This window comes from Solilutibacter tolerans (assembly GCF_900155935.1).
GTDB lineage: Bacteria > Pseudomonadota > Gammaproteobacteria > Xanthomonadales > Xanthomonadaceae > Solilutibacter > Solilutibacter tolerans.
Map to the genome: position 1 here is coordinate 156,038 of NZ_FTLW01000005.1, position 20,404 is coordinate 176,441.

Annotated in this window: 22 protein-coding genes; 21 read left to right on the plus strand and 1 reads right to left on the minus strand. The window is 61.8% G+C overall.

Annotation, left to right across the window (positions count from 1 at the left end; genetic code table 11):
- From BW989_RS11040 to BW989_RS11050, 3 genes are read left to right on the plus strand one after another with little or no spacing between them, the layout of a single operon-like run.
- Positions 1–588 (plus strand): GNAT family N-acetyltransferase, encoded by a 588-nt coding sequence (locus BW989_RS11040; protein ID WP_076588244.1) that lies wholly within the window; start codon positions 1–3, stop codon positions 586–588.
- A complete protein-coding gene (locus BW989_RS11045; RefSeq protein ID WP_076588412.1) occupies positions 585–1,226 on the plus strand; it encodes a glutathione S-transferase family protein in 642 nt (213 codons plus the stop codon). The genes BW989_RS11040 and BW989_RS11045 overlap by 4 nt, the downstream gene beginning before the upstream one ends.
- A gap of 24 nt (positions 1,227–1,250) precedes the next feature.
- Positions 1,251–3,524: a thiamine pyrophosphate-dependent enzyme gene (locus tag BW989_RS11050; RefSeq protein WP_076588246.1), complete on the plus strand. Its 2,274-nt coding sequence runs from the start codon at positions 1,251–1,253 to the stop codon at positions 3,522–3,524.
- Positions 3,525–3,538: 14 nt separating this feature from the next.
- On the opposite strand, the gene ygfZ is transcribed toward BW989_RS11050, so the two are convergent.
- Positions 3,539–4,387, minus strand: a complete 849-nt coding sequence (ygfZ, locus tag BW989_RS11055; RefSeq protein WP_076588248.1) for a CAF17-like 4Fe-4S cluster assembly/insertion protein YgfZ — start codon at positions 4,385–4,387, stop codon at positions 3,539–3,541.
- Positions 4,388–4,427: 40 nt separating this feature from the next.
- Here ygfZ and BW989_RS12635 point away from each other — a divergent pair, with 40 nt between their 5' ends.
- The 18 genes from BW989_RS12635 to uvrC are packed head-to-tail and all read left to right on the plus strand — an operon-like array spanning position 4,428 to position 20,402.
- Positions 4,428–4,595: a DUF1674 domain-containing protein gene (locus BW989_RS12635; protein WP_076588414.1), complete on the plus strand. Its 168-nt coding sequence runs from the start codon at positions 4,428–4,430 to the stop codon at positions 4,593–4,595.
- Positions 4,596–4,651: 56 nt separating this feature from the next.
- Positions 4,652–5,053 carry a succinate dehydrogenase, cytochrome b556 subunit gene (sdhC, locus tag BW989_RS11065; protein ID WP_076588250.1) on the plus strand — a complete coding sequence of 134 codons (402 nt, stop codon included), beginning with the start codon at positions 4,652–4,654 and terminating at the stop codon, positions 5,051–5,053.
- Positions 5,050–5,436 carry a succinate dehydrogenase, hydrophobic membrane anchor protein gene (gene sdhD / locus BW989_RS11070; RefSeq protein WP_076588252.1) on the plus strand — a complete coding sequence of 129 codons (387 nt, stop codon included), beginning with the start codon at positions 5,050–5,052 and terminating at the stop codon, positions 5,434–5,436. The genes sdhC and sdhD overlap by 4 nt, the downstream gene beginning before the upstream one ends.
- A gap of 8 nt (positions 5,437–5,444) precedes the next feature.
- Entirely contained in the window at positions 5,445–7,253 is a 1,809-nt protein-coding gene (gene sdhA / locus BW989_RS11075; protein ID WP_076588254.1) for a succinate dehydrogenase flavoprotein subunit, read from the plus strand.
- A 15-nt stretch (positions 7,254–7,268) separates the two neighbouring features.
- Positions 7,269–8,051, plus strand: coding sequence for a succinate dehydrogenase iron-sulfur subunit (locus BW989_RS11080; protein WP_076588257.1), 783 nt, complete (start codon positions 7,269–7,271; stop codon positions 8,049–8,051).
- Positions 8,051–8,473, plus strand: a complete 423-nt coding sequence (locus tag BW989_RS11085) for an MAPEG family protein (RefSeq protein WP_076588259.1) — start codon at positions 8,051–8,053, stop codon at positions 8,471–8,473. The genes BW989_RS11080 and BW989_RS11085 overlap by 1 nt, the downstream gene beginning before the upstream one ends.
- A gap of 53 nt (positions 8,474–8,526) precedes the next feature.
- Positions 8,527–8,724, plus strand: a complete 198-nt coding sequence (locus BW989_RS11090) for an FAD assembly factor SdhE (RefSeq protein ID WP_242651438.1) — start codon at positions 8,527–8,529, stop codon at positions 8,722–8,724.
- Entirely contained in the window at positions 8,675–9,124 is a 450-nt protein-coding gene (locus tag BW989_RS11095) for a hypothetical protein (RefSeq protein ID WP_076588261.1), read from the plus strand. The genes BW989_RS11090 and BW989_RS11095 overlap by 50 nt, the downstream gene beginning before the upstream one ends.
- 24 nt (positions 9,125–9,148) lie before the next feature.
- Entirely contained in the window at positions 9,149–10,393 is a 1,245-nt protein-coding gene (locus BW989_RS11100; protein WP_076588263.1) for a lipoprotein-releasing ABC transporter permease subunit, read from the plus strand.
- A complete protein-coding gene (gene lolD / locus BW989_RS11105; protein ID WP_076588265.1) occupies positions 10,386–11,108 on the plus strand; it encodes a lipoprotein-releasing ABC transporter ATP-binding protein LolD in 723 nt (240 codons plus the stop codon). Before BW989_RS11100 ends, lolD begins: the two co-directional genes overlap by 8 nt.
- 1 nt (position 11,109) lies before the next feature.
- Positions 11,110–13,491 (plus strand): DNA internalization-related competence protein ComEC/Rec2, encoded by a 2,382-nt coding sequence (locus tag BW989_RS11110; RefSeq protein ID WP_076588267.1) that lies wholly within the window; start codon positions 11,110–11,112, stop codon positions 13,489–13,491.
- A gap of 17 nt (positions 13,492–13,508) precedes the next feature.
- Positions 13,509–14,120 (plus strand): MotA/TolQ/ExbB proton channel family protein, encoded by a 612-nt coding sequence (locus tag BW989_RS11115; protein ID WP_076588269.1) that lies wholly within the window; start codon positions 13,509–13,511, stop codon positions 14,118–14,120.
- Between the two features lies 1 nt (position 14,121).
- A complete protein-coding gene (locus BW989_RS11120) occupies positions 14,122–14,562 on the plus strand; it encodes an ExbD/TolR family protein (RefSeq protein ID WP_076588271.1) in 441 nt (146 codons plus the stop codon).
- Positions 14,559–16,301 carry a lipid A export permease/ATP-binding protein MsbA gene (gene msbA, locus BW989_RS11125; RefSeq protein WP_076588273.1) on the plus strand — a complete coding sequence of 581 codons (1,743 nt, stop codon included), beginning with the start codon at positions 14,559–14,561 and terminating at the stop codon, positions 16,299–16,301. Before BW989_RS11120 ends, msbA begins: the two co-directional genes overlap by 4 nt.
- A complete protein-coding gene (lpxK, locus tag BW989_RS11130; protein ID WP_076588275.1) occupies positions 16,298–17,317 on the plus strand; it encodes a tetraacyldisaccharide 4'-kinase in 1,020 nt (339 codons plus the stop codon). Before msbA ends, lpxK begins: the two co-directional genes overlap by 4 nt.
- Complete coding sequence (gene kdsB, locus BW989_RS11135) at positions 17,310–18,071, plus strand: 3-deoxy-manno-octulosonate cytidylyltransferase (protein ID WP_076588277.1); 762 nt, start codon at positions 17,310–17,312, stop codon at positions 18,069–18,071. The genes lpxK and kdsB overlap by 8 nt, the downstream gene beginning before the upstream one ends.
- Positions 18,068–18,553: a low molecular weight protein-tyrosine-phosphatase gene (locus BW989_RS11140; RefSeq protein ID WP_076588279.1), complete on the plus strand. Its 486-nt coding sequence runs from the start codon at positions 18,068–18,070 to the stop codon at positions 18,551–18,553. The genes kdsB and BW989_RS11140 overlap by 4 nt, the downstream gene beginning before the upstream one ends.
- A 7-nt stretch (positions 18,554–18,560) precedes the next feature.
- Complete coding sequence (gene uvrC / locus BW989_RS11145) at positions 18,561–20,402, plus strand: excinuclease ABC subunit UvrC (RefSeq protein WP_076588281.1); 1,842 nt, start codon at positions 18,561–18,563, stop codon at positions 20,400–20,402.
- Positions 20,403–20,404: the final 2 nt, after the last annotated feature.

Below are 20,404 nucleotides of genomic sequence, written 5' to 3' on the forward strand. Positions count from 1 at the left end.
ATGGACTGCGCCAGCGCCCACGCCGCATGGTTCAACCGGTTGCGCGAAGGCGCGCCGGTGCTGGAGACCGCAAGGCTGACCTTGCGTGTCCCGGCCATCGAGGACTTCGAGCGTTTTGCCGAGATGTTTGCCGACCCTGCGACGCATCACATCGGCGGGCCGCTGACCCGCGGCGACGCATGGCGGCGCTTCCTGCAGATGCCGGGCGCGTGGTTTACCCAAGGCTTCGGCATGTTCTCCATCATCGAGACATCGTCTGGTTTGTTCGTGGGGCAGGCAGGCCCTTGGAAACCGGATGGCTGGCCCGGCACCGAAGTCGGCTATGCCTTGCATCCGCAAGGTCGCGGCAAGGGCTACACCGTGGAAGCCTGCACCGCGGCCATTGACTTCGCCTTCGACGTGCTGGGTTGGGAGGAGGTGATCCAGTCGATTGATGCTGCCAACATTTCGTCGCAAAAAGTGGCCGAACGGCTGGGGGCGACGAATCGCGGCTTGGGCATCTTCCAGCCGCCGCATGACACCTTGAAGATCAATATCTGGGGCCAGTCGCGTGAGGAATGGATGGCACGCAGGAATCCAACCTCATGAATACCGTCTACGGGTTTTCGCCTTCCGGCAACTGCCACAAGGTGAAGCTGCTGCTCGAACAACTCGGGCAGCCCTACCACTGGGTGGAAATCAACAGCGCCGTCGGCGAGACGCGCACATCCGATTACCTTGCCAAGAATCCGAACGGCAAGGTGCCGATGCTAGAAACCGGCGATGGCCGCGTGCTGGTCGAGTCCAACGCGATCCTTTACTGGCTGGCGCGAGGGAGTGCTTGTTGGCCCGAGGACCCTTGGCAGCAATCCCAGGCGCTGTCCTGGATGTTCTTCGAGCAATACAGCCATGAGCCGTACATCGCCGTGGCGCGCTTCATCGCCGGCTGGACGCCGATGGATTCGCCGCGTCGTGCCGACTTGCCGATGCTGCGTCAGCGCGGCCACGCGGCACTCAAGGTGATGGAGCGGCATCTGGCGTCCGACGTGTGGTTCAGCGGATCCGCGTACGGGATCGCCGACATCAGTCTTTACGCGTACACGCACGTCGCGCCGCATGGCGGCATCCCGTTGGATGCTTATCCGGCGATACGTGAATGGATCGCGCGCGTCGAAGCGACGCCCGGCTTCGTGCCCATGGCGCTACCCGATGAACATGCTGCGGCACTCATCGCCCAATCTTCCTGACATTACAGACATCATTCTTCCATCATGACTTTCGCTGCTGTCCCCAATCCGATCCCCGCCCGCATGAAGGGCGTCAACCGCGCCGAAATCTGCGATGTCAATTTCGTCGAGTTCGTGAAGCAATGGGACGGCCCGAAGGACATGCGTCCTGCCCCGCACGAGCCCATCCTCGAAGGCAGCGGGCTGGATGCACAGGGCTTTCGTGAACTGTTCGAATCGCAACTGATCTCCCGCCATCTGGACCTGATGGCGCGCGTGCTGCGGGTGCAGAACAAGGTCTTCTACACGATTGGCTCCAGCGGCCACGAAGGTAATGCGATGGTCGCGCGGGCGACGCGGCATACCGATCCCGCCTTCCTGCATTACCGCAGCGGCGGCTTCATGGCAGAGCGTTTCCGCAAGTTGCCGGCCATGGATCCGATCATGGATTCGGCGCTGAGCTTCGCGGCCAGCGCGGAAGATCCGGCCAGCGGTGGCCGCCACAAGGTCTGGGGCTCCAAGCCGCTGTGGGTGTTGCCGCAGACCTCCACCATCGCCTCGCATTTGCCGAAGGCGCTGGGCACGGCGATCGCGATCGAGGCCGGCCGTCGCATCGGCCATCAACTGCCGATCCCTGATGACAGCATCGCCATCTGTTCGTTCGGTGATGCGTCGGCCAACCACGCCACCGCGCAGACCGCATTCAACGCGGCCAGTTGGACGGCGTATCAAAAGTTGCCGGCGCCCGTGTTGTATGTGTGCGAAGACAACGGCATCGGCATCTCGGTGAAGACGCCGGGCGGCTGGATTGGCGAGTCGTTCCGCAACCGCCCCGACCTGGATTATTTCTACGCCGACGGCCTGGACCTGGCGAACGGGTATGCGGACGTGGTGCGCGCGGTCGAGCATTGCCGTCGCACCCGTCGCCCGACCTTCTTGCACCTGCGCACCACGCGCATCATGGGTCACGCCGGCACCGACTTCGAGATTGAATGGCGCAGCTTTGAAGAGCTGTGCGCGGTCGAGGCGACGGATCCACTCTTGCGCAGTGCATCGATCGCGCTCGAATCCGGGTTGATGACCAAGCTGGAGATCCTGGCGCTGTACGAGGAAACCCGGCAAAAATGTTTCGCCGCGGCAGAAGATGCAGACAAGCGTCCGCGCATCGAGACCTTGGACGAGGTCATGCGTCCGCTCGCACCGTACACGCCGGACAAGGTGCATGCCGAAGCCACACGAAATGATTACGGCGCGACGCGCGAGCAAGTCTTCGGCGGTGAAGAAAAACTCCCCGAAACCCTGCCGCCACGCCACATGGCGATCCAGATCAACAACGCCCTGCACGATGTCATGGCGAAGTATCCGAGCACCTTGTTGTTTGGCGAGGACGTCGCGCAGAAGGGCGGCGTGTACACGGTCACTAAGGGCCTGCACAAAGCCTTCGGCAATCGACGCGTGTTCAACACTTTGCTCGACGAGACGATGATCCTCGGCATGGCGCAGGGCTTCGCCAACATGGGGATGTTGCCGATCCCGGAGATCCAATACCTGGCCTACCTGCACAACGCGATTGACCAGATCCGCGGTGAGGCGGCGAGTTTGCAGTTTTTCAGCAACGATCATTTCCGCAATCCGATGGTGGTGCGCATCGCAGGGCTCGGTTATCAGCGCGGCTTCGGTGGCCACTTCCACAACGACAATTCGATCACGCCATTACGCGACATCCCCGGCATCGTGGTGGGTTGTCCCAGTCGAGGCGATGATGCGGCGATGATGCTGCGCACGCTCACTGCATTGGCGAAAGTCGATGGCCGTGTGACCGTGTTCCTCGAACCCATCGCGCTGTACATGACCAAAGATTTGTACGAACCCGGCGATGGCCAGTGGCTGACCCATTACCCGCCGCCGGATCAGGCCTTGGTCTTGGGCGAGGAGCGCGCCTACAACGCCGACGCCACCGATTGCGTGATCTTCAGCTACGGCAATGGGATGCCGATGAGTCTGCGCGCGGCGCGTGAGATCGAAAAGAAGCACGGCTGGAAGGTGCGCGTGGTCGATCTGCGCTGGCTGGTGCCGCTGAACCATATCGCCATCGCCAAGCATGCGGGCGAGTGCAAACGCATTCTGGTGGTGGACGAAGGTCGCTTCAGCGCCGGCATCGGCGAAGGCGTGATCACCGCGATCACCGAGGCAGGCTTCGGCGGCAAACCGCTCAAGCGCGTGGTGGGTGCGGATACCTACACGCCGCTCGCGGGCGCGGCTTTTCTGGTGATTCCGAAGGATGAGGACATCGTTGCGGCGGCGGCGGCCTTGCACTAAACCGAAGCGCCCGCTCAGCTTGGCGCGAAATCGCGGCGCGTGGCGACGCTACTACCGACTATCAGTTCGCCCTCAGTCGGCTCCAGCGGCAGTACGGCTTGCGCGATATTCCCGGCACTCGCGATGACCTGACCTATTGCCCGGCCATCACGGGTGACTTCATCGCCTGGCTTCGCGTCATCGCCGACCTCCAACAGCACCAAGCCACGCTTGGCCTGGCCCAAGAAATGCGTGCGGGCGACGATTTCCTGGCCGGGATAGCAGCCTTTCTTGACGCTGTAGGCCTGCAGATGGCCCAAGGAAAGCTGCTGCGGCGTCCACTGCGAGGATTGCGAGGCGTCCAGACGCGGAATGCCTGCGCGCAGATCGGCCTCGCGCCAACGCATTGTGGCGGCATTGTCTGGCCCATCGGTAGCCGGAGGGGTAGGGCCGATGTCGATTTGGCGGCCACCCGGCCACGACAGTGAAATTTCATCATCGCCATGGCGCTGGAATTCACGCAAATCGTTCACCGAAGCCGCATCCCACCGACCTGACACCTGCAAATCGTCACGAGCCGTCAGCAGTACCTTGCTGCGGAACACATATTTCTTCAGACCCTCAGCCAGATCAGCGGGCGGGTAATCCGGAAGCACGAGCCACAGCGTCTCAGCGTCCAACCGCAGCAGTGCAAACAACGCAATCAAGCGGCCTTTCGCGGTCAGCCAGCCATTCCACTGCCATTGGCCATCGGCCACAGCGGTGACGTCATTCATGAATTGCGCCTGCGCGAAGGCGAGGGCGTCCTTGCCGGTCAGGGTCAGGATGCGGTGGCCGGGCAGGGGCTGGAGGGAGGTTTCGACGGAAGTCGGGTTGTCGGGCATTGCTGCAGCGCCGTAAACTAAATGGGTTGTGAAGAAAACGATGATAGGTCAATCCGTTCCCGAGCCCGCATCCGACGAGGAAGCGAGTATCCCGACGCCCCCCGCCCAGTCTGCCGCGCCCATGCCGGTGGAACATGGCGGCCGCGACGGTCCGGAGCCCACGCGCTACGGCGATTGGGAAAAGAACGGCCGCTGCATCGATTTCTAAGCGCGCCATCCCGCCACGCGGCATGCGCCGCCCAGCCCCCGGAGACTGCCAATCCCATGGCAAGCCAAGATAAACGTCCGATTTCCCCGTTCATGCTGGGACAGACGTATCGATTACAGATCACTTCGGTGATGTCCCTGATGCACCGACTCTCCGGCGTGCTGCTGGCCTTTGCGGCGTTCGGCTTCTCCTGGTGGATCATGTCGATCGCGCTGGGCGGCAGCTACGCCGAGTGCGCAACGGCGGTGACTAGCTCGTTGCTGGGCAAGATCACTTTGTTCGTGATCTCGCTGGCGCTGATGTATCACTTGTTCAACGGCATCCGCCATCTGGCCTGGGATGCCGGCTTCGGCTTCAAGATCCCGCAGGTCTACGCCTCGGGTTACACGGTGCTGGCGCTGACGGTCATCTCGACCTTGGTCCTCTGGTTTGTGGCGATGTCGGGAGGTGCCGCATGAGCGCGAAATTCCGCTCGCCCCTGCATCAGGCCAAGGGCTGGGGTTCGGCCAAGTCGGGTACCGGTCACTTCTGGTGGCAGCGCGTAACCGCAGTGATTCTGGCCCTGTTGGTGCCCTACATCGTCTTTTTGCTGGCCAGCATCGGCACCGCGGATGCTGACACCCTGCGCGCGACCATCGCCCAGCCGTGGAACGCGATCATCTTCAGTGTGTTCGCCATCGCCCTGTTCTGGCACGCGAAATTGGGCCTGCAAGTGGTGATCGAGGACTACATCCACGACCGCACGCTGCACTTGGCGCTGCGCATCCTTCTCATTCTGGGCAGTCTGGTGGGCGTGCTCAGCGCGATCTACGCCATCGCCCGCATCGCCATGACGGCCTGAGAGACACCATGACTGAAATCAAACATTACGACGGCTATCCGATCATCGAGCACAAGTACGACATGGTCGTCGTCGGTGCCGGCGGCGCGGGCCTGCGTGCCACCTTCGGCCTGGCCCAAAAGGGTCTGAAGACCGCATGCATCACCAAGGTGTTCCCGACCCGTTCGCATACCGTGGCGGCGCAGGGCGGCATTTCAGCCGCGCTCGCCAATATGGGTGAGGATGATTGGCGCTGGCATTTCTACGACACCATCAAGGGCAGTGACTGGCTGGGCGATCAGGACGCCATCGAGTACATGTGCCGCGAGGCCATCCCGGCGGTCATCGAGCTGGAGCATCAGGGTGTGCCGTTCTCGCGCACCGATGAGGGCAAGATCTACCAGCGTCCGTTTGGCGGCATGACCACCGATTACGGTCGCGGCCCGGCAGCCCAGCGCACCTGCGCCGCGGCAGACCGCACCGGCCACGCGATCCTGCACACGCTGTACCAGCAGTCGCTGGCGCACGAGGCGGAGTTCTTCGTCGAGTACTTCGCGCTTGATTTGATGATGGACGATGAAGGCGTCTGCCGCGGCGTGTTGGCCCTCGACATGGCCGAAGGCAAGCTGCACCTGTTCCGCGCGCACGGCACCGTGCTCGCGACTGGTGGTTACGGCCGCGCCTATTTCTCCGCGACATCGGCCCACACCTGTACTGGCGACGGCGGCGGCATGGCGCTGCGTGCGGGCCTCGCGATGCAGGACATGGAGTTCGTGCAGTTCCACCCGACCGGTATCTACGGCGCGGGCTGCCTGATCACCGAAGGCGTCCGCGGCGAAGGCGGCATCCTGCGCAACCGCAATGGCGAACGCTTCATGGAGCGTTACGCGCCGAATGCGAAGGATCTGGCCTCGCGCGACGTGGTCTCGCGCTCGATGACCATCGAAATCCGCGAAGGCCGCGGCGTGGGTGAACACCACGACCACATCTTCCTTGACCTGACCCACCTCGACCCCAAGGACATCCACGCCAAGCTGCCCGGCATTGCCGAGAGCGCGAAGATCTTTGCGGGCGTCGATGTCGAGAAGTCGCCGATCCCGGTGATCCCGACCGTGCACTACAACATGGGCGGCATCCCCACCAACTATCACGGCGAAGTCGTGCAGTTGAAGGATGGCAATCCTGACCATGTGGTGCCGGGCCTGTACGCCATCGGCGAGGCGGCCTGCGTGTCGGTGCATGGCGCGAATCGTTTGGGCTCCAACTCCCTGCTGGATCTGGTGGTGTTTGGTCGCGCCGTCGCCAATCGCGCCGCCGAAACCATCAAGCCCAACAGCCTGCACGGCAAATTGGGCGGCGATTCGCTGGACAAGTCGGTAGCCAACCTGGACCGCCTGCGCAATGCCAAGGGTGACCTGGCTACGGCCAAGATCCGCGACAACATGCAGCGCACCATGCAGGCCGATGCCGCGGTGTTCCGTACCGGCGAAACGCTCTCGGCGGGCGTCAAGAAGGTCAACGAGATCTATCAATCGTTCAACGATGTCGGCGTCTCCGACCGTTCGTTGATCTGGAACTCCGACCTCATCGAGACGCTGGAATTGCAGAACCTGTTGGGCCAGGCATTGGTGACGATCACCTCGGCCGAGAACCGCACCGAGTCGCGCGGCGCGCACGCCCGCGAAGACTATCCGGAGCGCAACGACGAGGTGTGGCAGAAGCACACCATTTGCTCGATCGACGACGCCGGCAAGACTCACATCGACTATCGCCCGGTGCATATGTACACGCTGACCGACGATGTCGACGTCGTGCCGCCGAAGCCGCGCGTCTACTGATCCGGGAGAACACACATGGCCGAATTCACCTTACCCAAGAACTCCCGTGTCCAGCAGGGCAAGCACTTCCCGGCACCCGCAGGTGCCAAGAACGTGCGCACCTTCAAGATCTATCGCTGGAGCCCCGACGACGGGCAAAACCCACGCACCGACACCTATGACATTGATCTTGCCGCGACCGGGCCGATGGTGCTCGACGCGCTGCTTAAGATCAAAAACGAAGTCGATCCGACCCTGACCCTGCGCCGCTCGTGCCGCGAAGGTATCTGCGGTTCGTGCGCGATGAACATCGACGGCACCAACACGTTGGCCTGCACCAAGGCCATCGAGGACTGCGGCAAGGGCGAGATTCCGATCTACCCGCTGCCGCACATGCCGGTGGTCAAAGACCTGGTCCCGGACCTGACCCATTTCTACGCGCAGTACGCCAGCATCCGCCCGTGGATGCGCACCCAGAGCCCGGCCCCCAGCCGCGAGCGCCTGCAATCGAAAGAAGACCGCGAGAAGCTGGACGGCCTGTACGAGTGCATCCTGTGCGCGTGCTGCTCGACGAGCTGCCCCAGCTATTGGTGGAATGGCGATCGTTACCTCGGCCCGGCCATCCTGTTGCAGGCCTATCGCTGGATCATCGATTCGCGCGATGAAGACAGCGGCAGCCGTCTGGATGAGCTGGAAGATCCGTTCAAGCTGTATCGCTGCCACACCATCATGAACTGCACGCGGACCTGTCCGAAGGGCCTCAACCCGGCCAAGGCGATCAGCGAGATCAAGCAGCTGATGCTCGCGCGGACGATGTGATGGATGCCCGCGTCTTCGTCCTGCCAGTCTTGGCGATGGCGCTCTTGACCTTCGTGGTCTGGTTGCGCCTGTACCAGACGCGGATTGGCGAGATGAAACGCGAGCGTATCCATCCGCAGTCCGTTGCTTTATCAGCCCAGATGGCAGCCAGGCTCACCGATACGCGGGCTGCAGACAACTTCCGCAACCTGTTCGAGTTGCCGGTGTTGTTCTACGTCGCGTTGATGGCGGCCGCATTGCTCCAGGTGCAATCGATGGCGTTTCTGGTCCTGGCGTGGCTGTTCGTCTCTGCACGCGTGGCCCATAGCTGGATCCACTGCACCTACAACAAGGTCATGCACCGCTTCAAGATTTACTTCCTGGGCGGAGCGGTTTTGTGGGCGATGTGGGCCATGCTCGCTTGGCAGGTGCTCGGGGTTTGAACGACATCGAGGCCGCGGAATTCAAACGATTGCGTTGGCGTTGCCGACGCGGTATGCGTGAACTTGACCAGTTGATGTTGCGATACCTCGACCGTGAATGGGTGACGGATTCCGAAGCGGGCAGGGCAGTTTTCCTACAGCTTCTGGACACCGAAGACGACAAGCTGTGGCGATGGTTCATGGGCTACGAGGCCATCCCCGATGTCGATATTGCATCGCTTATCCAGCGCATCCGCGATCTGCCACCTTGAGTGGCGTCCGTCCCGACTGATCATCGCGTGGCTGGTCTTGCTGGCCGTCCTGTCTCCCATCTCTTTGCTGGCGTCGGCGCTGCCGCGTTGGCTGGCTTGGCCAATGGCAGTCATGGCGATGTTGTCTGCTTTGCGGCAGGCGCGCCGATATCGCGTGACGCCACATCGAATGCTGGTGATATCTGTGGAAGGGCCACTGCTGATCGATGGGCAGCCTTTCGGGCATTGGGACCTGCGTTGGCGCGGGGCTCTGGCATTCGTGAGCTGGGAGGACGAAGCGGGTCGCCGGCATGGCCTGTCTTTCTGGCCGGATACGCTTACTGGTATTGGGCGGCGTGAACTGCGGCTGGCTACGCCGAGTGATGTGAGTGTTTCGCCAACGGCCGTGATGGCAACATAGGGGTTGGCTCCGACGATGCCCCTCATGTTTAAACCTTTGCCTGTCGCCATCGGCCTGCGTTATCTGCGCGCAAAACGCCGAAACGGATTCATTTCATTCATCTCTATGGCCTCGATCCTCGGCATTGCCTTGGGTGTAGCCGTTCTGATTACCACTTTGGCGGTGATGGGCGGTTTCCAGCGCGAGATCCGTGACCGCATGTTGCAAATGGTCGCCCACGCTACGGTAAGTGCCGATGGCGCGGCGATGCAGAATTGGCGCGATGCATTGCAGATCGCCAAAGCTGACCCGCGCGTTGCTGGCGCCGCACCGTACGTGGATACACAAGGTCTGCTGCAGGGCCCACGCGAGCAACCTGCCATGGTGCGCGGTATCGACCCGGCGCAAGAAGCGAAGGTATCGGTGATCGCGGACAAGTTGACCCAGGGCAAGCTGGATTCCCTGTCCGAGGGCAGCTTCAACATCATCTTGGGGCGTGAGTTGGCAGCATGGTTGGATGTCGGCATCGGCGACAGCGTGGTGGTGATGACATCCAAGATCAGCGCAACACCGGTAGGTGCGGTGCCGCAAACCAAACGCTTCACTGTGTCCGGCATCTTTGAGGCCGGCTATAACGAATACGACAAGGGCTTGGCGCTGGCCAATATCAATGACCTGCAGCGGGTGCTGCGGATGGGCGATGCCGTGACTGGCGTTCGCTTGAAGATGCATGACATGGACGAGGCAGCGCAAGTCGCCACCGATCTGGCGATCAAGCTGCAAGGTCCATACCGCGTCAGCGACTGGATGTACGAAAACGCCAACATGTTCCGTGCACTGAAGATGGAAAAGACGGTGATGGGTATCTTGTTATCGCTGATCATCGCGATGGGTGCGTTCAACCTGGTGTCATCGCAAGTCATGCTGGTGACCGACAAGCAAGCGGATATCGCTATCCAGCGTACGTTGGGCGTGACGCCGATGCAGGTGATGCAGACTTTCATGGTGCAGGGCACCTTGATCGGGGTGATTGGCACCGTCGCCGGCGTGGTTGGCGGCATCTTGCTGACACTGAATCTGGAGTGGATTCTCGGCAAGATCGAGTGGGCACTGGGCGTCCAGCTGCTCCCCGAAGACGTGTACTACATCACGGGCCTGCCAACGGAGTTGCGCGCAGACAACGTGATCATCATCGCCTGCGTAGCACTGGTGATGGCCTTCCTGGCCACGTTGTATCCGGCCTGGCGCGCCTCACGCACGCCTCCGGCGGAGGCCTTGCGCTATGAGTAAGGTCATCGATATGAGTGCATTGCAGGGCGAAGCGATTCGCGCGGAGCAACTCGGCAAGACCTATGCCGAGGGCAAATTGCGCACCCCCGTCTTCGATGGGCTCGATCTCAGCGTTCGCATTGGCGAAACCGTCGCGATCATCGGCGCATCCGGGGCAGGTAAGAGCACATTGCTGCACCTTTTGGGCGGTCTGGATACACCAACCGCTGGCGAGGTGTACGTCGCTGGTCAAAAGATGAGCGATCTATCCGATGCCGCGCGTGGTCAGCTGCGCAACCGCGCGCTCGGCTTCGTCTATCAATTCCATCACCTGTTGCCGGAATTCACCGCACTGGAAAACGTGATGTTGCCGGTGCTGGTCGGCGGTGCAAGTGTCGATGAGGCGAGCCAACGTGGCACGGCCTTGCTCGAGAAAGTTGGCCTCGGTCATCGCCTGGGTCACAAGCCCGGTGAGTTGTCCGGCGGAGAACGTCAGCGCGCAGCGGTGGCTCGCGCGCTGGTCAATCGGCCGGCCTGCGTGTTGGGCGACGAGCCGACCGGCAATCTGGATGATCGTACTGCGGGCGGCGTATTCGAGTTGATGCTCGAACTCAATCGTGACCAGAAAACGAGTCTGGTGTTGGTAACACATGATCGCCGTTTGGCACGCCAGCTGGACCGCGTGCTGGAGCTGCACGAAGGAAAACTCAGGGAAGTTCCACTAAACGAGGTTTGACATGACGGATGCGGCAAGGACGCCGCTGTTTTCACCCGCCAACGCTGCCGCGCTACTGCTCGGCATGTTGCTCGCTACGCGCTTGTCGCAGCTGCCACCCGTTTGGGTGATTGCTACTGTCTTGCTGCTGGGTGTGGTCGGTTGGTTGCGGGGACGGCATGGGTGGCAGATGGCCGCTGTCTTCTTGCTGGGCCTAGGCTTGCTGATGGGGCAGGGCGCTTGGCGCATGGCCTCGGTCCTGCCGACGGAAATGGAGCTGCGCGAAGCAACAGTCAGCGGCCGCATCGTCGAATTGCCCTTGCACGAAAAACGGCGCACCCGCTTCGACCTTATCGTTGATGATGCGGATGATCAGCCCGAAGCACTGCGTGGCTATCGTCTTCGTCTGTCCTGGTACGACGCGTGGCGCAGCCGTGGCGATCCGGATAGGCAAGGCCCGCGGTGGCAGCTCAAGGCGGGTGAGCGATGGCGCTTCCGGGTCAAGCTACGAGCGCCAAGGGGGCTGCGTAACCCCGCTGCCTTCGATGGTGAGCGGCAAATGCTATTGGATGGCATTGCTGCTGCGGGGCATGTCAGCGACACGGCATCGGCGCAGAGAATCGGATCACCCGCCGGCATCGTCGCCTGGCGTGAATACATGGCGATCCGCATCGCAGAAGATACCCGCGCAAAGTCAGGGCGCTTCATCGCCGCATTGGCCTTGGGTGATACGCGGGGCTTGTCCGTTGAGGACTGGGAAGCCTTACGCGCAGCCGGGCTTACCCATCTGATCGCCATTTCCGGTTTTCACGTCGGCTTAGTCGGGCTCGGATTGGCCGCCTTGGCATGGGGGCTGTATCAGCTATGGCCGACCTTGGGACGATACTGCCCGCGACGCGTGACGATGGCAGGCGCAGCCACATTGGGTGCTTTTGTCTACTTGCTCGCTACCGGCGCTTCGTTGCCGACCTTGCGCACGGTGTTGATGATCGCGTTTGTAGCCTGCGCATTGATCTTGCGGCGACAAACCGGCGTCGCTCAATCGCTTGCGGTCGCGCTCATACTGGTCTTGATGATGGATCCGCTCTGTGTGCTGCGCCCGGGCTTCTGGCTCAGCTTCGGCGGGGTGGCTTGGCTGGCGTGGTGCTTGCAAGGGATTCAAGCCGGCCATGTACGTCAATTTCTGGCGGCCCAGGCGGTCGCGAGCTTGGGCTTGCTGCCCTTGGCCGTGATTTTCTTCGCGCAGGCATCATTGGTCGGGCCGCTTGCCAATCTGGTGGCCGTGCCGTGGTGGAGCGGGGTGGTCGTTCCGCTCGCGTTGCTGGGGACGACGATGGAGGTGCTGCATGTTGGCTGGGGCACGCCTCTATGGACGCTTGCGGGCATCGCGTTTGATATCAGTTGGCCGCTATTCGAATGGCTCGCCAGTTCCCGGCTCGCGCTGATCTGGATACCGCAATCTGCGGTATGGGCATTGCCCCTGGCGCTAGTGGGCATGTTTGCCTTGCTCATGCCGCGCGGCATGCCGGGGCGCGCATTGGCCGCCACGCTCGCACTGCCCTTGCTATGGCCGAATGTCGATCAGCCTGAAACGGGCGAGATCGACATCGTGCAGATGGATGTCGGGCAAGGCACTGCGATGCTGGTGCGCACGCGTCATCACAGCCTTCTATACGACGCGGGTCCGGCGACGCCACAAGGGTTCGATGCCGGTGAGCGATCCGTCTTGCCTTTGCTGCATGCGTATGGCGTCGGTCGCCTTGATACGCTGATTCTTAGCCATGCCGATGCCGATCATGCGGGCGGGCGCGATGCGATCGCGCAAGCAATACCCATCGAGCACACCTTGGCACCTCCCGATGCGCCGCTGCCTGAAGTCGTGGCCTGTGAGGCAGGGCAGGAATGGACTTGGGATGGCGTACGGTTCCGCTTCCTGCATCCCACCACCCATTTTCCCTATCTCAAGAACCAATCGTCTTGCGTGCTGCGCATCGAGACTGCGCACGGCGCGGCGTTGCTGACGGGAGATATCGACGATTTGATCGAGAGCCGCTTGCTGCAATTGGCCAAAGCGGATCTGCATGCGGAGGTCGTTACCGTGCCACACCACGGCAGTGGCGGATCCTCGTCGGAGGCCTTCGTCGAAGCGACCGGTGCCAGGCTGGCATTGATCTCGTCGGGCTATGCCAACCGTTTTCGTCATCCGCGGGACAACATCCTCGCGCGCTGGCAGAAGGCAGGTGCCAAGCCGCTCATCAGCTCGGAACTGGGGGCGGTCCAGGTACGGATCGGTGAGGATGGCGTGGAATGGAAGGCCGAACGTCTTGAATCGGCGAGATTTTGGGATGCGGTGGCCCGGCACCCGCGCGAGGCTGGGCTATCCTATCGGCCAACTATCCCGTAATCCGTGCAAGGACCCCGATGATCGAGCTTGTGAAGGCCGGTGGCTGGCCGATGATTCCGCTGTTGCTGATGTCTTTCGTGGCACTGGCGATCATCGTGGAGCGGTTCTGGAGTTTGCGGCGCAGCGTGATCATGCCGCCAGGCTTGGGCGAAGAAGTTCGCCAATGGGCCAGGCGGGGCAATCTGGAGCAACAGCACATCGATGCACTGCGTGAGACATCACCACTGGGTGCGTTGCTGGCCGCCGCACTCGACGTGCGCCATAAAAGTCGCGAAGCCATCCGTGAGCGCGTCGAAGACACCGGACGTCATTTGGTCCACAAGATGGAGAAATACCTCAACACGCTGGGCACCATCGCCGCAGCAGGCCCACTGTTGGGCTTGTTCGGCACGGTGGTCGGGATGATCGAGATGTTCCTCGGCATCCTCGACCATGGCATAGGTGATGTGGATCAGTTGGCCGGCGGCATCGGCAAGGCGCTGATCTGCACCGCGACCGGCATGATCGTTGCCGTGCCGGCGTTGATGTTCCATCGCTACTTCCGCGGTCGCATCGCTACTTACATCGTCGACATGGAGCATGAGGCGATGCAGTTGCTGGATGTGCTGGAAACACGCGAGAACGGCTGACATGCGCATCCGCGACCACCGGGCCGACGACGAGCCCGAAATCAATCTGGTGCCGATGATCGACGTCATCCTGTGCCTGATCATTTTCTTTGTCGTCACCACTACCTTCGACAACCGCGCCGTGCTGCGCCTGCAATTGCCGCGCGCCAATGGCGAGCCTGCACCCACGCAGTCCCAGCCACTGACGGTGCTGGTGAATGCCGATGGCCGCTACTTCGTCGCTGATCGCGAAGTGTTGCGCACCGACGTTGAAGCGCTCAAACGCAGCATCGCCGAGGTGGCGGGTGATGAACGAGGCCGGCCTGTATTGCTTCGCGCTGATGCGCGTACACCACACCAGTCGGTAGTTACCGCTTATGAGGCGCTGGGTCAGTTGGGCTTTCGCCAGATCATGATCGCCACGGCACCCGAACAGCGCAACGCCAAGGTCGGGTCGAAATGAGCGAAGGTGCAGCGACTCGCAGCACGTGGCGGCGTTTGCAGGGCTATGCCTGGCCGTATCGCGGTTTGCTTGCCATCGCTGCGTTGGCATTGGTCTTGGAGGCGGCGGTTAGCGCTGCCGTCGTCAAGCTGCAGCAGCCGATCATCGATGATCTTTTGGTCGCCAAGCAATTCAATTGGTGGCTGCCGGTTGCCATGGTGCTATTCCTGCTGGCGCGCGGCGTTTTCGGTTTGATCGGTGATTACACGGTGGCGCGCAGCGGCCGTAATGTTGCGCGCGACCTGCGTTTGCAATTGATGGACAAGTATTTGCGGATGCCGGGCAGCCGTTTTGATCACGAACCCGTCCCTTCCATGTTGACGCGATTGGGCGCGGATACCGAGCAGGTGGCGCAAGCATCGGTGGACTCGCTCAAGGTCATGATCAGCAATGCCTTGCAAATCGTCGCGATGCTTTCAGTAATGTTCTGGACAAGCTGGCGGGTCTCGCTGGTGCTGCTGGTGCTCGGGCCCGTGCTGGCTTGGACAATGGGCAAGGTAGGGCGTCGATATCGTCGCCTCAACCATGAAATTCAGCAGTCATCGGCCGAGATGCTGCAAACCGCCGACCAGGCCTTGCATGCGCAACAGGAAGTGAAAGCCTATGGCGCACGGGCTTCCGAGATGGCGCGATATGGGCTGCAAACCGCCCACAATGTACGCCTGGCGTTGAAGGTCGAAGTTACGCGGGGTTCGTTGTCGATGTTCGTCCAGGCCCTCGGTGCGATCGGTCTTGCCGGCATGTTGGTAGTGTCTGGCTATGAAGCATCTGCGGGCCGTCTTTCGGCGGGTGACTTCACCGTGCTGCTCACTTCGATGGTCGCGCTGGTGCCGGCGCTGCGCCAATTGACCAATGTCCAAAGCATGCTCAACCGCGGCATCAACTCCGCTGATCGCGTGTTCGCAGTCATCGATGGGCCGGACGAAACCGATGCCGGCGATTTGCCGCTAACCCGCGCACGCGGAGAGCTGGAATTCCGCCACGTAGCTGCACGCTACGATGGCCAAGCCGCGCCCGCCCTGCATGACCTCAGCTTCATCGCACGTCCAGGCACGGTCACCGCGATTGTCGGCCGTTCCGGTAGTGGAAAGTCCACGCTGATCAAGTTGATCCCGCGTTTCTACGAGCCCGAGTCCGGCGAGATATTGTTGGATGGCAAACCCTTGGACGATTACAGGCTGGCCGATTTGCGTCGGCAGATCGCGTTGGTGGGCCAGCAAGTGATGTTGTTCGATGGCAGTATCGCTGCCAACGTCGCTTATGGCGAAATGCAGGAAGCATCATCAAGCGATATCGAGAAAGCCATCCGTAGCGCCAACGCAATGGAATTTGTCGAACGCCTGCCGAATGGGGTTGATAGTGCAGTGGGTGAGCGCGGCGGCAAATTATCGGGTGGCCAGCGCCAGCGCCTCGCCATTGCCCGCGCGATGCTGAAAGACGCTCCCATCCTGATCCTGGACGAGGCGACCGCCGCGCTCGACAACGAATCCGAACGTTTGGTGCAGGAAGCGCTGGATCAGCTGATGCCGGACCGCACCACGCTGGTCATTGCTCATCGACTGTCCACCATCGAGCACGCCGATCAGGTACTGGTGCTGGATGAAGGTCGATTGGTGGAGCAGGGCACGCACGTGGAGTTGATTGCACGTGATGGCCTGTACGCCCACCTTCACCGCATGCAATTCCGCGAGGCCTCGTGAGCGGATCCGAGCGCGCCACCCCGGCGTGGTGGTATGGCGACAGGCCTGTGCCAGTCCACGCATGGCTGCTGTCCAAGTTGTACGGGGCGGTTACGCGTTGGCGCAGCACGCTGTATCGCCGCGGCTGGTTGCGCACGCGCAAAGTAGATGTGCCTGTCATCGTAGTGGGCAACTTCACCGCGGGCGGCAGCGGCAAGACACCGCTAGTGATCGCCTTGGTCAACCGCCTGCGCGCCGATGGCTGGACACCGGGCGTGGCCAGCCGTGGTTACGGTCGGGAAGATGCAAGTACGCCGCGCTGGGTGGACGTGGAGAGTGATCCGCGAAATCATGGCGATGAAGCGGTGTTGATCGCGCGCCGTACGCGCGCCAAGGTGCGGGTCGATACCGACCGTGTAGCTGCCGCAGAAGCATTGGCCACGGAGGGATGCGACATCGTCATTTGCGACGATGGGCTTCAACATCTGCGACTGCACAGTGACGTGGCGATCGAAGTGATCGATGCGAAGCGTCGTTACGGAAATGGCCAACTGCTGCCCGCAGGCCCCCTTCGCGAATCACCCGTGTTGGCAAAGCCACCTGATTTCAAAATAGTGAATCACGGCACCGTTGCCGAAACACCAGAGCCGGCCTTGGGTGAATGGCCTCTGCGGCAGGTATTCGGGCATCCGTTTCCGCTGCATGGTCATCGCGCGCGGCCGTTCAGTGATTTTGCTGGGCGGCGGGTGCATGCCGTGGCCGGCATCGGGCATCCCGATCGCTTCTTCGATCTGCTGCGTGCGCAGGGCCTGGGCGTGATTCCACATCCATTTCCTGATCATCATGATTACGTGGCCGAAGATCTGCAGTTCAGCAGCGATCTACCTGTCTTTATGACCGAAAAAGACGCGGTGAAGTGCGCGCGCATCTCGCCGGACGACAGCTGGTGCGTGGCGATCGAGGCGCGCTTGCCAGAAACATTCTGGCTGGCGCTGGAAGAGAAACTGTCTCCGCTACGGAGGACTGCAGATGTCTGATTTCGTGGTTGCCATACCCGCGCGCTACGCTGCGACACGTCTCCCAGGCAAGCCATTGCGGCTGCTTGGCGACAAACCGCTGGTTTGGCATGTCGCACAGCGGGCACTGGATGCAGGTGCGCGTGAAGTCTGGGTGGCTGCTGACGATCAACGCATCTTGGACGTCATTGACGACAGTGGGGCACAAGGCGTGCTGACATCGCCTGATCATCCCTCCGGTACGGATCGTCTGGCCGAATGTGCCGCGAAGGCGGGCTGGCCCGATGATTTGATTGTCGTGAACCTGCAGGGCGATGAGCCCTTCGCACCGCCCGCCGGCATTCGCGCGGTCGCCGAACTGCTGGATCGCAGTGATTGCGAGATGGCGACCCTGGCCGCGCCCATTCTTGAACGCCCTATTTTGTTCGACCCGAATACGGTGAAGGTGGTCGCCGATGCGCGTGAGCGTGCGCTGTATTTCAGCCGTGCGCCGATTCCGTGGGACCGTGATCGACCATTAGACGACGACGATGCACTGACGCCCGGCCCATGGCTGCGGCACATCGGCATCTACGCGTATCGCGTCCGTTTCCTTCGCCAGATTGCCGCATTGCCGCCCGGACATTTGGAACAAATCGAGAAGTTGGAGCAACTCCGGGTGATGGAGGCAGGATTTCGCATCGCGGTGGCCACGACGCCACAAGATTTTCCGCCCGGTGTGGACACGCCGGAAGACCTGGTGCGCGCTGAGGCGCACTTGCAATCGCAGGCATGAAGGTCCTGATGGTCTGCATGGGCAACATCTGTCGCTCGCCGATGATGGAAGGCTGGCTGGCCGATGTCATCGCGCGTGAATCGCGTCTCGCCCACATCCAGATCGACTCTGCGGGCATTGGTGCATGGCACGCAGGCCAGCCACCGGACAAACGCGCCATCGCGACGGCTGCGCGTCATGGAGTGGATATCTCGATGCAGCGTGCCCGCCAGCTTCGACCTACCGACTTCGATGAGTTCGACCTGATTCTGTTTGCCGATGCGGAAACCTTGCGCGAAGGGCGAGCCTTGGCGCACTGGCACGTGGATGTCGAAGCATCGCGTTACTTGGATTGGGCTGGATTTGATAGTGATGCGGTGCGCAGTGGCGATATCGCTGATCCGTACTACGGCGATATGCAGGGCTTCGAGGATGTATGGCGCGATATAGGCGAGGGTGGGGAGCGCATCCTGCAGCGACTCCTGCGCGAGGGCGCGGCATAATCACCAAGTGTCCGCCCCCCCCGACCAACCCGAGTTCGATGGCAAGGCCTATGCCCGCGCGCTGACCGCGGCGCCCGGTGTGTACCGCATGTACGCCGCCGACGAAAGCCTCCTGTATGTGGGCAAGGCGGCATCGCTCAAAAAGCGCGTCGCCAGTTATTTCAGCAAGGCGCTGAGCCACCGCATCGCCACCATGGTCGCGCAGATCGCGCGCATGGAAATCACCGTCACACGCACGCCAGCCGAAGCCTTGCTGCTGGAAAACCAGCTGATCAAGACGCTGAAACCGCGCTTCAATGTGATGCTGCGTGACGACAAGAGTTACCCCTATGTGCTGATCACGCGAGAGCAGTGGCCGCGTATCGCTGCCCAGCGCGGCGCTCGTTCGCAGCCCGGCCGTTATTTCGGACCATACCCGAGCGTCGGCGCCGTGCGCGAAACGCTCAACCTGATGCATAAGCTGTTCCAGCTGCGCAATTGCGAGGACAGCGTGTTTCGTAATCGTTCGCGGCCTTGCCTGCAGCACCAGATCGGGCGATGCAGTGCGCCCTGCGTAGGTCTGGTGGAGGAAGCCGAATACACCGATGCCGTGCGTCGCGCGACCATGTTCCTGGAAGGCCGCAGCGAAGAACTCACCGCCGAGCTGGGACGCGACATGGAAGCGGCGAGTCATGCCTTGAATTTTGAGCGTGCAGCACGCATTCGCGACTTGCTGACATCGATTCGCACGGTGCAAGCACGCCAGTTTGTCGATGGCAATGCGGCTGATCTTGATGTGCTTGCGTGTGCCATCGAAGGTGGGCGGGCCTGCGTGATGCTGCTGTCCTTCCGCGATGGCCGTAACCTGGGCACGCGCAGTTACTTCCCGAAATTGAATGGCGCAGACAACGCCGAGGAAGTGCTGGGTGCGTTCGTATCGCAATACTACGCCGAGCAACCTGCGCCGCGCGAAATCGTGCTGGATCGCGTCATCCCCGATATCGAAATGCTGGAAGAAGCCTTCACTCTGTCCGCAGGTCGGCGCGTGCAAATCAAGTACAACGTGCGCGGCGAGCGAGCGGGCTATGTCGAGCTGGTCAAGCGCAATGCCGAGATCGCGCTGGCCACGGAGCTCTCCAGTCGTGCTGCTCAGGCCGCGCGGCTTGCGGACCTGCAGAACATGCTGAAATTGGATGCGCCGCCTGCGCGCATCGAGTGTTTCGACATCAGCCACACCATGGGCGAGGCGACCGTGGCCTCCTGTGTGGTGTTCGACGGCGAGGGCGCCGTGCGTAGCCAGTACCGCCGTTACAACATCGCCGGTATCGAGCCGGGGGATGACTACGCCGCCATGCAGCAGGCCCTGGAACGTCGCTTCCGTCGTGCTGTGGAAGAGGATGGCGTGATGCCTGACCTGCTGTTGATCGATGGCGGTGCAGGGCAGTTGGGGCGTGCAAAGCAAGTTCTGGATGATCTGGGTATCGATGGTGTGCGCCTGGTGGGCGTGGCCAAAGGCGTCGAGCGCAAGGCTGGCCACGAAACGTTGGTGATGCCCGACGGCCGTGAGTTGACCCCCGGTGTGCAATCCCCGGGCCTGCAATTGATCCAGCAAGTGCGCGATGAAGCGCATCGGTTCGCCATCACCGGCCATCGTGGTCGCAGGCAAAAGGCGCGCAGTACCAGCCGCGTCGAAGACATTCCAGGCATCGGTCCACGCAGGCGCGCCAGTTTGCTGAAGCATTTCGGCGGTTTGTCGGGATTGAAGGCGGCAGGCATCGACGAAATCGCCCGTGTCGAGGGCATCAACCAGTCATTGGCCGAACGCATCTACACGGCATTGCATGGTTTGGGCGAGAATGCCTCATCGTGAAA

Bases quoted from the DNA above. Each gene is read 5' to 3' on its own strand.
- BW989_RS11080 (WP_076588257.1), top strand. From the start codon at position 7,269: ATGGCCGAATTCACCTTACCCAAGAACTCCCGTGTCCAGCAGGGCAAG.
- BW989_RS11045 (WP_076588412.1), top strand. From the start codon at position 585: ATGAATACCGTCTACGGGTTTTCGCCTTCCGGCAACTGCCACAAGGTG.
- sdhC (WP_076588250.1), top strand. From the start codon at position 4,652: ATGGCAAGCCAAGATAAACGTCCGATTTCCCCGTTCATGCTGGGACAG.
- BW989_RS11085 (WP_076588259.1), top strand. From the start codon at position 8,051: ATGGATGCCCGCGTCTTCGTCCTGCCAGTCTTGGCGATGGCGCTCTTG.
- BW989_RS11120 (WP_076588271.1), top strand. From the start codon at position 14,122: ATGCGCATCCGCGACCACCGGGCCGACGACGAGCCCGAAATCAATCTG.
- BW989_RS11050 (WP_076588246.1), top strand. From the start codon at position 1,251: ATGACTTTCGCTGCTGTCCCCAATCCGATCCCCGCCCGCATGAAGGGC.
- BW989_RS11100 (WP_076588263.1), top strand. From the start codon at position 9,149: ATGTTTAAACCTTTGCCTGTCGCCATCGGCCTGCGTTATCTGCGCGCA.
- BW989_RS11110 (WP_076588267.1), top strand. From the start codon at position 11,110: ATGACGGATGCGGCAAGGACGCCGCTGTTTTCACCCGCCAACGCTGCC.
- msbA (WP_076588273.1), top strand. From the start codon at position 14,559: ATGAGCGAAGGTGCAGCGACTCGCAGCACGTGGCGGCGTTTGCAGGGC.
- sdhD (WP_076588252.1), top strand. From the start codon at position 5,050: ATGAGCGCGAAATTCCGCTCGCCCCTGCATCAGGCCAAGGGCTGGGGT.
- kdsB (WP_076588277.1), top strand. From the start codon at position 17,310: ATGTCTGATTTCGTGGTTGCCATACCCGCGCGCTACGCTGCGACACGT.
- lolD (WP_076588265.1), top strand. From the start codon at position 10,386: ATGAGTAAGGTCATCGATATGAGTGCATTGCAGGGCGAAGCGATTCGC.
- BW989_RS11140 (WP_076588279.1), top strand. From the start codon at position 18,068: ATGAAGGTCCTGATGGTCTGCATGGGCAACATCTGTCGCTCGCCGATG.
- BW989_RS12635 (WP_076588414.1), top strand. From the start codon at position 4,428: ATGATAGGTCAATCCGTTCCCGAGCCCGCATCCGACGAGGAAGCGAGT.
- BW989_RS11040 (WP_076588244.1), top strand. From the start codon at position 1: ATGGACTGCGCCAGCGCCCACGCCGCATGGTTCAACCGGTTGCGCGAA.
- BW989_RS11095 (WP_076588261.1), top strand. From the start codon at position 8,675: ATGTCGATATTGCATCGCTTATCCAGCGCATCCGCGATCTGCCACCTT.
- sdhA (WP_076588254.1), top strand. From the start codon at position 5,445: ATGACTGAAATCAAACATTACGACGGCTATCCGATCATCGAGCACAAG.
- BW989_RS11090 (WP_242651438.1), top strand. From the start codon at position 8,527: ATGCGTGAACTTGACCAGTTGATGTTGCGATACCTCGACCGTGAATGG.
- ygfZ (WP_076588248.1), bottom strand. From the start codon at position 4,387: ATGCCCGACAACCCGACTTCCGTCGAAACCTCCCTCCAGCCCCTGCCC.
- BW989_RS11115 (WP_076588269.1), top strand. From the start codon at position 13,509: ATGATCGAGCTTGTGAAGGCCGGTGGCTGGCCGATGATTCCGCTGTTG.